Source organism: Nocardioides agariphilus (assembly GCF_015352445.1).
GTDB lineage: Bacteria > Actinomycetota > Actinomycetes > Propionibacteriales > Nocardioidaceae > Nocardioides > Nocardioides agariphilus.
Window position 1 is genome coordinate 163,913 of the sequence record NZ_JADKPO010000007.1, and the last position, 13,012, is coordinate 176,924.

Here is a 13,012-nt window from a genome sequence, read left to right on the forward strand (position 1 = left end):
AGCAGCCGGATCGAGGGCGTCGCCGTTCCCTGGGCTCGTCAGTTCTCACGTGCGCGGTCGGATCCCGTTTCGCCCAGCCCAGCCTTGCGGGCCAGCAACGCGGCTTGGGTGCGGTCGGTGACCTGCAGCTTGGTCAGGATGTTCGAGACGTGGTTGCTGACGGTCTTCGCCGTGACGTCGAGGCGAGCCGCAATCGTCGCCGTCGGTGTCCCCGCAGCCAGGAGGTCGAGGATCTCCAGCTCCCGCGCCGTGAGCTGAGGAAAGCGCTCACCGGCGGGCTCAGCCGCAGGTGAGTTCAGCTGGCTCAGCACCCGTACGGCGATCCCAGGCCCGAAGATGACCTCGCCCGCCGCGATCGCACGTACGGCGCGGGCGATCTCATCTTGCTCGGCGCCCTTGAGCAGGTACCCACGCGCGCCGGCCCGCATCGCGGCGAAGAGCGAGTCGTCGTCGTCGTACATCGTCAGCACGCAGACGCGCACCGACGGCGCGACCCGGGTCAGCTCGCGGATGGCCGCGAATCCGTCGACGCCTGGCATCTGGAGGTCCATCAGGGCGACGTGCGGGTGGTGCAGCACGGCCTCGCGCACAGCCTCACGACCATCGGCGGCCACACCGACGACGTCGAAGCCCTCGAGCGAGGTCAGGACTCCCACCAGACCCGAACGGACGACCGGGTGGTCATCGGCAACAAGAACGCGGATCGCGTCAGGCTTCACCCCAGCGCCATCGGCAGACACACCCGCACCTCCCCTCCGCGGGGACCTGACCCGACCTCGCAGCTGCCGCCCAGCTCGGCGACCCGCTCCCGCATGCCGGCGATCCCGACGCCGGGACACCAGGCGGGTGTGTGGCCGCCGTCGTCGAGTACATCGCAGTGCAGTCCGGCCTCGTCGGCACCGAGTCGTACGACGACGGAGGTCGCACGGGAGTGACGCACGACGTTGGTGAGGGCCTCGGTGGCGATCCGGTAGACGGCCTGCTCGACCGCAGGCGGCAGCGGCGCCAGCTCGTCCGCCTCGACGATGGTGCGGAGTGAGGCGCCGTCGGACCGCCGGTTGACCAGGTCGGCGCGGATGCGCAGCGCCTCCACGAGCCCGAGCGAGTCGAGGGCGGGGGAGCCGAGGCCGTCGACGATCCGGCGCACCTCCTGGATCGCCGACCTGGTGTCGTTTCGCACCGCGGACAGCCTCTCCTGCAGCCCGGCGTCGGGTGCGCCAGCAGCGAGGTTGGCGGCAGTGTCGGCCGACAGCGCCACCCCGGTGAGCAGGGGACCGAGGCTGTCGTGCAGCTCCCGCCGGAGTCGGCGACGCTCCTCCTCGCGGGCGACCACCAGCCGTTCACGCGAGACCTGCAACTGCGAGAGCAGGAGGGTGGCGTGCACGGCAGTCGAGAGCGGACCCGACAGCAAGCCGAGCAGCCGCTTGTCCGCAGCATCGAGACGACGCTCACCACGACGCAGCCCCACGACCAGCGTGGCGGAGTCCAACGGCAGCTCGGCCGAAGGCCCGTCCAGCACGCCACCAGCTGCGAGCGGCTCGCCGTCGACCACGACCCCGACGTACGGCAGTCGCAGCGCCAGCCTGATCTCGTCGAGCGTCTCGGGGAGCCCGGCGCCGAGCGAACGGCCGACGCGGGACGCGACCTTCAAGGGGTCGCCGCGCTCGCCGTACAGCAGCTGGTCGACGGCGGTCTGCAGCCGCGAGCGCAACGGCAGCGCGAGCAGGGCGACCAGCAGTGCGGAGGCGACGCCGGAGAGTACGACGACCAGGCCGGCGTACGCCGCGAGCACGAGACCGGAGAGCAGCGCGTAGGTGAGACCCCGGGCGACCACCAGCCGGATGTCGAGCAGCTGGTGACGCAGCACCGCTGCGGCGATCGCCGCCGGCAGCAGCGGGATGGTGAACAGCACGATGATCGGAGTGCCGGCGACCAGCGCCCATGGCGTGACGGCGACGACGATCACGGCGGCGGCAGCCACCAGCCAGAGCAGCTGTCGGCGCACGGTCTCCGAGCCCGCGCGATACCTCACCCCGAGGCACACCAACCCGATCAGGACCGACAAGACCCACCGGATCTCGCTCACGGTCCACAGCCAGGTCAAGGAGTCGTAACTGACCTCGCTCAGGGTGAGGTAGGCCGGGGGCAGGCCGGCAGGGTGCCCCGGGCCCAGTCCGACCTCGAGCACGAACAGCGGCGCGGTGCCAGCGATGACAATCGCGAGGGGTCGCCACCGCGACGATGCGAGACGGCCATCAGGCAGGAGCAGCAGCGAGATCGGGATCATGGCGATGTTGACCGGCCAACCCCACTGGAAGACCGTGGCGGCGAGCCGCACCATCCACTCCGCGACACCTCGCTCGTCGAGCAGCTCGGTCAGTGGCGCGGCCAGCGCCGAGGCCGCCTGGCAGGCGCCGCCGACGGCGTACATCCACCCGAGCGGCGACGACGGCCGGTGCCACGCGATCAGCACCCCACAGAGCCCGAAGCTGACGCCGATCAGGATGTTGCTGACGACGAACGCCTCGAACGCGTCGTTGAAGCTCCAGCCGACGGCCCAGACGCAGGTGATCGCGCCGACAGCGGCGAGCACAGCGGCGACGCCCAGGGCACCGGCGAGCAACCTGCTGCGCATCGGACACCTCCTGCAGCCTGTGCCGAAGATCTGGGCTGAAGATACCGCCGGGCACCCGTGGGCCGTCCCGGGAAATCTTCCCGACCGACCCGGGGATCTCCTCGACCAGCCGGGAACCCGACCCTGCCCGTTGGGCGGTGACTCGCCGGATCGTTCGAGGCAACAGCCGCTTCTCGAAGGAGACTCACCATGATCGACAAATCCGGCTTCACCAGCCGCAGCGTCGGGCTCGCGATCTTCGGCCTCTTGTCGCTCGGCGACATGGCGACCCTCGCGCTCACCGACGGCAAGTCGCCGCCGTACGCCGTGGCAGCCGTCGCTGCGCTACTCGGGCTCGTCTCGCTCGTGCTCGTCGTCCACGCGCACCTCGACCCCCGCCGGCCGCTGCGCCTGCTGATCGCGCTACGCGTTCTCTCCGCAGTCACCGCACTGCCGGCGTTCTTCGTGTCCGACGTGCCAGCCGGCGCACAGGCGGCCGCAGCTGGTGTCGTCGTGCTCACTGCCGTGGGTGTCCTGCTCACCGCTCGTGGCCGCGCCCTGGCGGTGGCGCGATGACTGCGACGCTTGCACCCACCCGCGGTCGCTCGATACCGCTGTCCACCTGGGCCGTGGCGCTGCTGCTTCCCGTCGGCCCGGCAGCGATCGCCGTACTCCGGCTGATCCTCCCCTACTACACCGCAGGCGACACCTCAGACATGGTCGCCGCCGTCAACGCCAACCCCGGGCGGCAGAGCGCGGTGCTATGGCTGGCGTACGTCGGCATCCTCACGCTGGTGCCCGGCCTGTTCGCCGCAGCCCAGGTCTGCCGCACGGCCGCACCGCGACTGACGGCCTGGGCCCTGGGGCTCGCGGTGCCGGGCTACCTATCGCTCGGCATGCTCGTCGGATCGGACCACCTGCTCTGGAGTACGACGGACGCCGGCCTGTCCCGCGCCGACGCGGTCGCGGTGGTCGATGCCGGCCACCCGTCGATCGACGTCGCGATCGGCGTCTTCGTGCTGGGCCACGTGATCGGCACGGTGCTCCTGGGACTGGCACTGCTCCGGTCCGGCCGGATCCCCGTCTGGGCGGGATGGGCGATCGCCGTCTCCCAGCCGCTGCACTTCGTGGCCACCGTCATCCTCGGAAGCCCTCAGGTCGACTTCGTCGCCTGGAGCCTGACGGCCGTGGGGATGGCGTTCGTTGCTCGGGAGGTGCTGCGGGATCGCTAGCGTCCGTCCTCGTGTGCCTGAGGCGGCGCTATGGCGCGGTGTGCGGCACACGACCCAAGAACGGAGGAACCGATGTCGACATCGGTCGACGGGTGGCTGGCATCGACCACCGCGACAGCGCCGGCTGTGTCAGCGGATGCCCGTGTCGCACGGAACAACAACCTCGGCGATGGCACCTCGCACGACGCGGGCGTCCATCAGCTCGCAGGACATACCGGCCTCGGCGGTGACGACGTACGCACCCGGCTCGACGGCCAGCTCGAAGCTGCCGTCGTCGGCAGTCGTGGTCCGCGCGACCTCCTCGCCGGCGGCGTACGCGTCGCCGGGCAGCTGCTCGGAGACGATCACGGTCACGCCGGCCGCCGGCTGGTTGTCGCAGGGGTCCGTGGCGTTCTCGACGGCGCACTGGGGGCCGAGCTGCACGATCCCTCTCAAGCCGGAGTCGGGCTCCTCAGTGGGTTGCTCGCCACCGCACGCCGCGAGGGTGAGCAGGCCGGCTGCGAGCACGAGGGGAAGTCCGGAACGCACGCCGGTGGGACGGCCCTTGCCTCGCACAGGTTCCTGGAACCCAGGAAATGACGAACCGCCCGGCTTCATCGTCATCTGACGAAAGAGCCGGGCGGTCGTGGTGGGTGCTGGTGTCGTTGGCGTCCTGTCACGGGAGGGGCCGCCAGCCGAGCGCGTGGGCCGTGGCAAAACGGTCGCGCGTCGGTATGGCGGGTGGGCGGTCGACCACAGCGCGTGCGCGCCTGGACTGGAGGTGACGGTAGAGGTGGACTGCGCTTCTGGCCATGAGGTGCTCCTGGGTTCGGACCCCGCGGTTCGGGGCATGCCCTTATGCAACTCGACGCCACTTGCGTCCGACTTGAGCCTGACTTGTGCCCGCCTGCACGCGGGCGGCCACGGTCAGGACTGGGAGGCCTGCCCGACCAGTACGACGAGCCCCGAGGAGGCCTGGTCGCCATCGGCGACCTCCTGGGTGATGGTCAGGATCGGGAAGTCACCGGGACCGACGCCGGACCAGAGGATGACCTCGCGGCCGTCGTTGAAGGAGCCGATGGGGACGAGCAGACCGTCGTCGTTCTTGAGCCAGGCCTGGTAGAACTCGCCGTCCTGGCGGCGAGGGAGGCCCGTGGCGTGGAGGCGGATGTCCCAGCCGCTGGGGGTCTTGGTCAGGGTGACGTCGCCGGTAGCCGACGGGGCGAGCTCGGTGCCGCTCAAGGAGGCGGCGAACTCGATCGAGTCGTCCTGGTTGAGCTGGACGCCGATGGTCACGCCCACCGCCAGGAGGATCGCTGCGGCCACGCCGACGAGTGCGAAGCGCACGCGGCGTCGACGGCCCACCGAGCCAGCCTCGGACGCGATCGCCGCGACGACGGCCTCCTGGAGGTGCGCCGGCGGCTCCATCCAGACGGCGGGGTCCGCGAGTACGTCGGAGACCCGCTCGATCTCGGCACGCTCGGCCGGGGTCAGCTCGGAGTCAGACATCGCGGCCTCCTTCGGGTTCGGTGCGCAGATGGGCCAGCAGGCCGGCCAGGCGGCGGTGTGCTCGGAAGGTACGTGACTTCACGGTGCCAAGCGGAATCTCCAGCTGCTGGGCGATCTCGGCGTGGCTGAGCTCGTCGAAGTGCTGCATGCGGAGCAGGTCGCGCTCGGCGGGAGGCAGCTCATCGAGCGCCCGTCGTACTTCGGCCACGTCCTCCATCTGGTCCACCGACGGCGGCAGCGTGATCAGGTTCGGCGTCTCGGCGGTGTCGATGTCGTCGAGGTGGCGGTGGCGCTTCTCGCGGCGGTAGACGTCGATGGCGACGCGCTTGGCGATCGTGCCGATCCAGGCGCCGAGCGGGCGGCTGGGGTCGTAGGTCGAAGCGCCGCGCCAGGCCTGCACGAACGTCTGCTGCGTCGCGTCCTCCGCGAGCCCGGTGTCACCGAGGACCTTGTAGGCGATCGAGAAGACCAGCCGTCCGTAGGTCTGGTAGACCACGCGCACCGAGTCGGCGTCCCCTGATGCGAACCGCGACGCCACCTCGGCATCGTCCATGGCCACGGTCGTCACGCTAGCCCACCGTTCAGTGCTCGGCTCCCTGGTTTTCGGGCGCACGAAGGCAGCTTCGAAGGCGGCTGCACTGTGTCCCACGTGCTGCTTACGCGAGCGGTTGCGGATCGGTTCCGTCCTCGACCATCGAGGACACGGGAGGGAACCGCAAGCGAGGTGTCGCCGTACAGGGGGCGAACACCCATCCAAGGAGATCACCATGAACGAGTTCCCAGGCATCACCCACATCGCTGTCACCGTCAGCGACCTGAGGCGGAGTGCGGCGTGGTACGCCGACCTGTTCGGCACCCAGCCCGTCCTCGACGAGGACGTCGAGGCCGGCGACTTCCACCACACGGTCTTCGCCCTCGGCGGCGGCAACCTCTTCGGGCTGCACCGGCACGTCGACCCCAGCGGGGCGCCGTTCGACGAGCGCAGCCCCGGGCTCGACCACGTCTCCTTCGCGTGCAGCGACCGAGCGGAGCTGGAGAAGTGGAGCGTCAGGCTCGACGAGCTCGGCATCGCCCGCGGCGAGATCGTCGACGCGCACTACGGGTCGGGGCTGTCGTTCCGCGACCCGGACGGCATCGCGCTGGAGTTCTTCGCCCCGCCCGCTGCGGCCTGACGCAGCATCGGGAAGGGGGCGGCGTCCAGGTGGGCGCCGCCCCTCTTGGCGAACAGACGGGTGTCAGCGCTGGAGACGTGGTTTCGAGACGGGACTTCGTCCCTCCTCAACCAACGGGCACGGACACGTCCCTCCTCAACCAGCGGGCAGGTCGCCTCTCGCCCGTAGCTTGCGCACCAGCCCGTCGGTGCCGTTGAGCAGCGCGCCGCGCACCGTCGGGTCGCAGCCGTCGGCGCGCGCCATCTCCAGGGCGGCGTCGATGAACACCTGGTCGCCCACGTCGGGGAACATGCCGCGGATCAGGCCGCCGACCTTGAGCATCAGCCCGCCGGCGAGCTTGGGGACCTCTTCGAGGTAGCGCCAGGTGTAGGGCAGGACCACGTCACGCTGCTCGGGCTGCCAGAAGGCCTGGACCATCGGGTACATCGCGAGGCCGGACGGCACGTTCTGCTCGACGTACAGCGCGTGCCAGGCCTCCTCCTTGGCCTCGGCGAGCGGCCTGGCGGTGCGGACGGCGAGCGCACTGAACGGGGCGTCGGGATCAGGGTCCCGCTCGAGCAGGTCCTCGATGACGGCCTCGTCGTAGTCACCCTGCGCAGCACGCGTGGCCGCCACCCGCCAGGCGAGCCCGAAGTCAGACGAGGCCGCGGAGTCGACCCGGGCGAAGTGCTCCGGGGTGACGGCGTTGCCGGCCAGCTCGAGGAGCGCGCCCTTGGCGAGCTCCGGCTGCCCGGCGAGCACGGCCGCGACGTCGGCCACACGGGAGCGCGCGGACTCGATGCGGGGCAGCGGCATGTAGCGGTGGGCGACCGTGCTGGCGATCTGCAGGAACGGCTCCACGATCCCGGCCACGTGCTCGGTCTCGAGCACGCCGAGGATGCAGGCGAGCGTCTCCTCGGCACCGAGCTCGCCCTTGAGCAGCATGTCGTAGACCGTCGAGACCGCAAGGGAGCGCGACACCGCGTCTGGCAGCAGACCCGCCTTGCGCAGCAAGAGGTCAAGTGAGACCGGGTCCGTCCGCGCGGCCGCGAAGGTCAGGTCGCCGTCGTTGACCAGGCGCAGGTCGGACTCCGGCAGCTCGACCTGGGTCGACCCACCAACGGTCTGCACCGCCACGTCGGCGACCTTGCTCAACGACGAGCCCTCGTCGACGTAGCAGCCGATGTCGACCCGGTGCGGCCGCGGCGCCTTGCCATCGGGCCCGGTTGCTGTCAGCTCAGAACCCGAGAGCGTCAGGGTGTCGGTACCGCCCTCGTCCAGCCAGGACCGCTGCCACTCCCCCAGGTCCCGCCCGCTCGCAGTGGCAACCGCGCCCACGAAGTCCTCGAGGGTGGTGTTGCCCCAGGCGTGGTCACGGAAGTAGGCCCGCAGGCCTTCGAGCAAGGCGTCTTCGCCGACGTAGGCACCGAGCTGCTTGAGCACGGCCTGGCCCTTGGAGTAGGAGATCGCGTCGAAGTTCGCCATCGCCTGCGCGACGTCGGGGACGTCTCCGCGGATCGGGTGCGACGCGGGTCCCATGTCGAGTCGGTAGGCGGCCAGCTGCTCGCCGGCCAGGAAGTTGGCCCAGTTGTCCTGGTACTTCGTCGCGCCGACCGACGCCCAGCACGCGGCCCATGAGGCAAACGCCTCGTTGAGCCACAGGTCGTCCCACCACTTCATCGTGACCAGGTCGCCGAACCACATGTGCGCCATCTCGTGCAGCACCACGTCGGCGACGTAGCGCCGCTCCTCGTAGGTCGGCTCGCTGCGCGGCAAGGCCCAGTCACCCCACGTGACGCAGCCCCAGTTCTCCATCGCGCCGCCCAGGTCGGGCAGGAACACCTGGTCGTAGCGCTCCTGGCCGAACGGCACGCCGAAGTGCTCGCCGTACCACGCCAGGCCCTGCTCGGTGATCTCGAACAGCTCGTCGGCGTCGCGGTCGAGCAGCTGCTTGAGCGACTGCCGGCTGTAGAGCCCGAGGTCGTAGCCGCCGCGGTGCGAGCGGCGCTCGTAGAAGGGGCCGGCGTTGACGACGGTGACGTACGTCGAGAGGGGCGGGGTGTCGGCAAAGGTCCACAGGCGCCCTCCGTCGGCGAGCTCGTCGACGCCCGTGGGCGCGGAGTTGTTGAGCACCGTCCAGGTGTCGGGAGCCTTCACGGTGAAGCCGTGCACGGCCTTGAGGTCGGGTTGGTCGAAGTTGGCCCAGACCATCCGCGTGAAGTCGCACTCGAACGACATCCAGACGTAGACGAGCTTGTCGCTGGGGTCGACCGTGCGCTGGATGCCGCTGCTGCTCGTGGTGTCGGACTGCGAGGACGCGACGACCAGGACGTTGTCGGCCTGCAGGTCCGGGAGGGGAAGCCGGCCTCGCGAGGCAGTCGACACGTCGAGCGCGACGCCGTTGAGCGTGGCCGACCGGATCTGCGCGACGCAGTCGACGAACGAGCTCGCACCCGGTTCACGGCAGGTGAAGGTGATGGTCGACACCGCGTCGACCACCTGTCCTTCGAAGAGGCCGCGCAGGTCGACCTCCACGTCGTAGCGGTCGACCTCGATCAGCGCGGCGCGCTCCTCGGCCTCGGCCCGGGTCAGGCTGGCTACAGGGCTGGCTACAGGGCTGGCAACGGGGCTGGCAACGGGGCTCACCCGGTCAACCTAGGCCGTCGCTCGTGGATCACCCAGAGGTAGGCCGACCCGAGCAACATCAGCAGCACGACGACCAGCAGCGGCCAGCTCAGCGCGCGGTCGGGCATCAGCTCGTCGGAGGCGCGCACGGCCGCGACGAGCATGAGCACCAGCATCACTGCCTCGACCTGGAGCATCAGCCGCACCGAGCTCCAACGCGGGTCGAACAACGTGCCGGCACCGGCAGCGCCGAGACAGTAGGTCGCGCCCATCACCCGACACGTCAGCGGGGTCAACGCCCACGGCCACAGGGGGATCACCACGCTGGGCGCCACGAACATCAGCACTCCTTGCGCCAGCGCCAGCACGCCGAGCACCGCGATGACCCCGCGCTCGAGGGGGCGCAGCAACACGTCTGCCGAGCTGAACGGAGCGGCGTACCTCCGGTTCGCGAGCCAGGCGCCGATCACCAGGAACGGCGCGCCGAAGTACAGCCCAGCCCACAGCCAGAAGGCCAACCGGTCGTGGAAGAACTTGTCCCAGTGCACGACGGTCGCCACCCCGAGCAGCGACGCGAAGGCCGTCACGGCCAGGAAGCCGGTGGCCATGCCGTGCCACCGCTTCTCGAAGAACGCGACGCGCACGAAGAAGTAGGCGCCGCCGAGGTAGGCCGAGGCGAGCACCATCGAGGTCATCGTCACCGGGATCGGCCAGGCCCAGAGCTTCGCCGTGTGGTCGGGGAAGACGTAGAGGATGACCCAGGCCACCAGCAGGAACGGGACGATGAACAGCGAGAGGCCGCGCGTGTAGGCCAGCACGCGGTCATCGCCCGAGCGCGCAGGCGACGCGGTCATCTGTCCCCGTCAGCTGCCCGGAGTGACGCGCGCGTTGCCGTGGAACAGGTCGGTGGGGTCGTACTTCGCCTTCAACTCGACGAGGCGGGCGAACTTGCCGGCGCCATAGGCCGCCTCGACGGCGTCGAACTCGGCCGAGCCGTTGACGTAGGAGCCGTCGTCGGAGGCGAAGGGAGCCAGTGCCGTCGCCAGCGCTCGGGCCCAGTCGCGCTCGGCGGGGAACATCTCGGGCACCGGGCAACCGGCGATGATGAACACGCCGAACCGCGGCGACCGTCCGCCACTGAACGCCGTCGCGTCATCAGCGACGGCGGAGTAGGCGCCGTCGAGCCGGTAGAACAGGACGATCGACAGCGGCGAGGTCTTCTGCGGGAAGTGCTCGACGAGCGCGTCGATCACCCCGTCCGAGAACTCGTCGACGTAGCAGCCCTTGTCGTAGCAGTAGAGGCCCCAGCCGTTGGCCTCGTCGAGCATCTTCTGCAGCTCGACGTAGGGCATCGGCGAGGCGAAGTCGACCAGCGGGGGCACGGCCGAGCGAGCCTGCTCCAGCACCGCGGCGTGCTCCTCCGCCGACCCGAAGCCGACGACCACCATCGCGTAGCCGGGCTTGAGCCGGTGCTCCTCCGGGACGAAGGGCGCCGGCGGCGCGTTCAGGCCGCCGAACACGACGTTGACGTCGTCGGGCAGCGAGTGGATCACCGACCGCGCATGCCGCAGTACCTCGGTACCTTGCTCCAACCCCCAGAACAGCAAGCCGAAGTGGACCATCGGGCCGGCCTCGTGGAGCTCGAACTCGAACTCGGTCACCACGGCGAAGTTCCCACCACCTCCTCGCAACGCCCAGAACAGGTCGGGGTTCTCTGTGGCCGATGCCGTCAGCAGGTCACCGTCTGCTGTCACGCATCGTGCGGAGACGAGGTTGTCGACGGACAGCCCGTACTTACGGCTCAACCACCCCATCCCGCCGCCGAGGGTCAGGCCGCCGACGCCGGTGTGGCTGATCAGCCCGACAGGTACGGCGAGCCCGTGCGCCTGCGTGGCGGCGTCGAGGTCGCCGAGCAGCGCTCCCCCGCCCACCCTCGCCCGCCGCGCGACAGGGTCGACCGAAACCTGGTTGAGGCCGGTCAGGTCGATCACGAGTCCGTCATCGACCACGCTGGCCCCCGACATGCTGTGCGCCCCGCAGCGGACCGCCACGTCGATGCCATGTGTCGCGGCGAACCGCACGGCCGCCTGCACGTCCGACTCGTCGGCGCACATCGCGACGGCCAGCGGGCGGCGGTCGATGGCGGCGTTCCAGACGCGGCGCGCCTCGTCGTAGGTCGGATCGGCCGCCTCGACCACCTCTCCACGCATCGTGCCTCGCAGCTCGGCGATCGGGGCGTTGGCGGTCTGGGTCATGGCGTGCCTCCCTGGGTGGTTTCGAGGCTCGTCGCTGGCGCTCCTCGCACCTCAACCAGCGACTGAATCGATTGACTCTAGACCCGCTGGGGCATGCCAGGAAGACCCTCGGGCGTGACCCAGACGTAGCCGCCGACGACCTCGCGCCCCAGGGACTGAGCCTGTCTCAAGGAGGGCAGGTTGTCGGGGTGGATCGTGCCCCAGAGGACGTCGCCGGGTCGGGCCTGGAACCGCTCGGCGAGGAGCCGCACTGCCGGGGCTGCCAGGCCTCTGCCACGAAAGGCCGGGTCGAGGCAGAGCTCCTGAACGCAGAACCCGCTCATCCCATGGCCGTCCTCGCGTACGGCGGCCACGACGCCGGCGGGTACGCCGTCGACGAGCACCTCGACGAGCAGTCCCTGTGCAGCGCAGTCGGCGAGCGACTCGGCGCCCTCCGGGGTGGCCCAGAGCCTGGATTCCTCGGGGTGTCGGGCGTAGATCGCCGCCACCCGCTCGGCGAGGGGACCTGGCTCACCTAACCGCAGCGATACACCCGTCGGGACCGGCAGCGCCAGGACCGACGACACCTGCCCCGCCACGACGTACTGGTCGATCCCCGATGGACCGAAGCGGGGGTCGTCATCCAGCACCGCCATCAGCGCGGACGGATCGGCGGCATCCACCCTCAGGCACAGCGGCTCGAACCTGGCGTAGGCGGGGAGTACGGCGGCCGCGACGGTCGCGAGTCCCTCGGGCGTCGGCGGCTGGTCGGTGGCCACGATGTCGACGAAGGGCTTGGCGCGGTCCAGGGCGCGAAAGCGGATGCCGGTGACGGCCCAGCCGCCGTTGCGGAGGTCGAGGCGGCGGTTGGCCCACGCCAGCGGGTCCGGCTCCAAGGCGGCATCGACGGCGTCGCGGTAGTCCGTGCCGAACCCGACGTCGCGCACCCGCTGGGCCTCGGCGGCGAGATCGTGGGCGAGCTGGGAGACCAGCCGAGCCTCGTCGTACCAGGACTGGATTCGATCTGAGATCCAGGGCAACCGGGCCTGCACCAGCTCATCGGCGAGATCACTCATCGTGTGGGACGTTACGTGGTTTCGAGACGGTTGCTAGCGCAACCTCCTCAACCAACAACCCCCGCTGGTGGAGGAAGGCGCGCCAGCGCCTGTCTCGAAACCCAGTCGGCGACGCAGGGGTCCCATGGTTTCGAGACGGTTGCTAACGCAACCTCCTCAACCAACAACCCCCGCTGGTGGAGGAAGGCGCGCCAGCGCCTGTCTCGAAACCCAGTCGGCGACGCAGGGTCCCATGGTTTCGAGACGGTTGCTAGCGCAACCTCCTCAACCAACAACAACCCCCGCTGGTTGAGGAAGGCGCGCCAGCGCCTGTCTCGAAACCCAGTCGGCGACGCAGGGGTCCCATGGTTTCGAGACGGTTGCTAACGCAACCTCCTCAACCAACAACAACCCCCGCTGGTTGAGGAAGGCGCGCCAGCGCCTGTCTCGAAACCCAGTCGGCGACGCAGGGGTCCCATGGTTTCGAGACGGTTGCTAGCGCAACCTCCTCAACCAACAACCCCCGCTGGTTGAGGAAGGCGCGCCAGCGCCTGTCTCGAAACCCAGTCGGCGACGCAGGGGTCCCATGGTTTCGAGACGGTTGCTAGCGCAA

Annotated in this window: 12 protein-coding genes; 3 read left to right on the forward strand and 9 right to left on the reverse strand. The window is 70.0% G+C overall.

Annotated elements, in window-relative coordinates:
• Positions 1–38: 38 nt before the first annotated feature.
• Together ISU10_RS07340 and ISU10_RS07345 are read right to left on the reverse strand one after the other, a co-directional pair.
• Positions 39–740: a response regulator gene (locus ISU10_RS07340; protein ID WP_370864913.1), complete on the reverse strand. Its 702-nt coding sequence runs from the start codon at positions 738–740 to the stop codon at positions 39–41.
• Positions 716–2,635, reverse strand: a complete 1,920-nt coding sequence (locus ISU10_RS07345; RefSeq protein ID WP_194695716.1) for a sensor histidine kinase — start codon at positions 2,633–2,635, stop codon at positions 716–718. The genes ISU10_RS07340 and ISU10_RS07345 overlap by 25 nt, the downstream gene beginning before the upstream one ends.
• A gap of 189 nt (positions 2,636–2,824) precedes the next feature.
• On the opposite strand from ISU10_RS07345, the gene ISU10_RS07350 reads away from it, so the two are divergent.
• Together ISU10_RS07350 and ISU10_RS07355 are read left to right on the forward strand one after the other, a co-directional pair.
• On the forward strand, positions 2,825–3,190 hold the full coding sequence (locus tag ISU10_RS07350; RefSeq protein WP_194695717.1) for a hypothetical protein: 366 nt from the start codon (positions 2,825–2,827) through the stop codon (positions 3,188–3,190).
• Positions 3,187–3,846, forward strand: a complete 660-nt coding sequence (locus ISU10_RS07355; protein WP_194695718.1) for a hypothetical protein — start codon at positions 3,187–3,189, stop codon at positions 3,844–3,846. The genes ISU10_RS07350 and ISU10_RS07355 overlap by 4 nt, the downstream gene beginning before the upstream one ends.
• A 129-nt stretch (positions 3,847–3,975) precedes the next feature.
• Here ISU10_RS07355 and ISU10_RS07360 read toward each other — a convergent pair whose 3' ends face one another.
• From ISU10_RS07360 to ISU10_RS07370, 3 genes are all read right to left on the reverse strand, one after another.
• Complete coding sequence (locus tag ISU10_RS07360; protein WP_194695719.1) at positions 3,976–4,353, reverse strand: carboxypeptidase-like regulatory domain-containing protein; 378 nt, start codon at positions 4,351–4,353, stop codon at positions 3,976–3,978.
• A 399-nt stretch (positions 4,354–4,752) separates the two neighbouring features.
• Positions 4,753–5,334, reverse strand: a complete 582-nt coding sequence (locus tag ISU10_RS07365) for an anti-sigma factor (RefSeq protein ID WP_194695720.1) — start codon at positions 5,332–5,334, stop codon at positions 4,753–4,755.
• On the reverse strand, positions 5,327–5,902 hold the full coding sequence (locus tag ISU10_RS07370) for an RNA polymerase sigma factor (RefSeq protein WP_370864916.1): 576 nt from the start codon (positions 5,900–5,902) through the stop codon (positions 5,327–5,329). Before ISU10_RS07370 ends, ISU10_RS07365 begins: the two co-directional genes overlap by 8 nt.
• A gap of 199 nt (positions 5,903–6,101) precedes the next feature.
• Here ISU10_RS07370 and ISU10_RS07375 point away from each other — a divergent pair, with 199 nt between their 5' ends.
• The gene (locus tag ISU10_RS07375; protein ID WP_194695721.1) at positions 6,102–6,506 is read left to right on the forward strand and encodes a VOC family protein; all 405 of its coding nucleotides are present in this window, start codon (positions 6,102–6,104) and stop codon (positions 6,504–6,506) included.
• A 135-nt stretch (positions 6,507–6,641) separates the two neighbouring features.
• Here ISU10_RS07375 and pepN read toward each other — a convergent pair whose 3' ends face one another.
• The 4 genes from pepN to ISU10_RS07395 all read right to left on the reverse strand — a co-directional run bounded on the left by pepN (position 6,642) and on the right by ISU10_RS07395 (position 12,420).
• Positions 6,642–9,131 (reverse strand): aminopeptidase N, encoded by a 2,490-nt coding sequence (pepN, locus tag ISU10_RS07380; RefSeq protein ID WP_194695722.1) that lies wholly within the window; start codon positions 9,129–9,131, stop codon positions 6,642–6,644.
• Positions 9,128–9,964, reverse strand: coding sequence for a hypothetical protein (locus tag ISU10_RS07385; protein ID WP_194695723.1), 837 nt, complete (start codon positions 9,962–9,964; stop codon positions 9,128–9,130). The genes pepN and ISU10_RS07385 overlap by 4 nt, the downstream gene beginning before the upstream one ends.
• 9 nt (positions 9,965–9,973) lie before the next feature.
• The gene (locus tag ISU10_RS07390; RefSeq protein ID WP_194695724.1) at positions 9,974–11,365 is read right to left on the reverse strand and encodes an FAD-binding oxidoreductase; all 1,392 of its coding nucleotides are present in this window, start codon (positions 11,363–11,365) and stop codon (positions 9,974–9,976) included.
• Positions 11,366–11,442: 77 nt separating this feature from the next.
• Positions 11,443–12,420, reverse strand: coding sequence for a GNAT family N-acetyltransferase (locus ISU10_RS07395; RefSeq protein WP_194695725.1), 978 nt, complete (start codon positions 12,418–12,420; stop codon positions 11,443–11,445).
• Positions 12,421–13,012: the final 592 nt, after the last annotated feature.

What these genes read in the sequence shown, in the direction of transcription:
- ISU10_RS07375 (WP_194695721.1), top strand. Translation starts at nt 6,102, where the DNA reads ATGAACGAGTTCCCAGGCATCACCCACATCGCTGTCACCGTCAGCGAC.
- ISU10_RS07390 (WP_194695724.1), bottom strand. Translation starts at nt 11,365, where the DNA reads ATGACCCAGACCGCCAACGCCCCGATCGCCGAGCTGCGAGGCACGATG.
- ISU10_RS07345 (WP_194695716.1), bottom strand. Translation starts at nt 2,635, where the DNA reads ATGCGCAGCAGGTTGCTCGCCGGTGCCCTGGGCGTCGCCGCTGTGCTC.
- ISU10_RS07395 (WP_194695725.1), bottom strand. Translation starts at nt 12,420, where the DNA reads ATGAGTGATCTCGCCGATGAGCTGGTGCAGGCCCGGTTGCCCTGGATC.
- ISU10_RS07385 (WP_194695723.1), bottom strand. Translation starts at nt 9,964, where the DNA reads ATGACCGCGTCGCCTGCGCGCTCGGGCGATGACCGCGTGCTGGCCTAC.
- ISU10_RS07350 (WP_194695717.1), top strand. Translation starts at nt 2,825, where the DNA reads ATGATCGACAAATCCGGCTTCACCAGCCGCAGCGTCGGGCTCGCGATC.
- ISU10_RS07355 (WP_194695718.1), top strand. Translation starts at nt 3,187, where the DNA reads ATGACTGCGACGCTTGCACCCACCCGCGGTCGCTCGATACCGCTGTCC.
- ISU10_RS07365 (WP_194695720.1), bottom strand. Translation starts at nt 5,334, where the DNA reads ATGTCTGACTCCGAGCTGACCCCGGCCGAGCGTGCCGAGATCGAGCGG.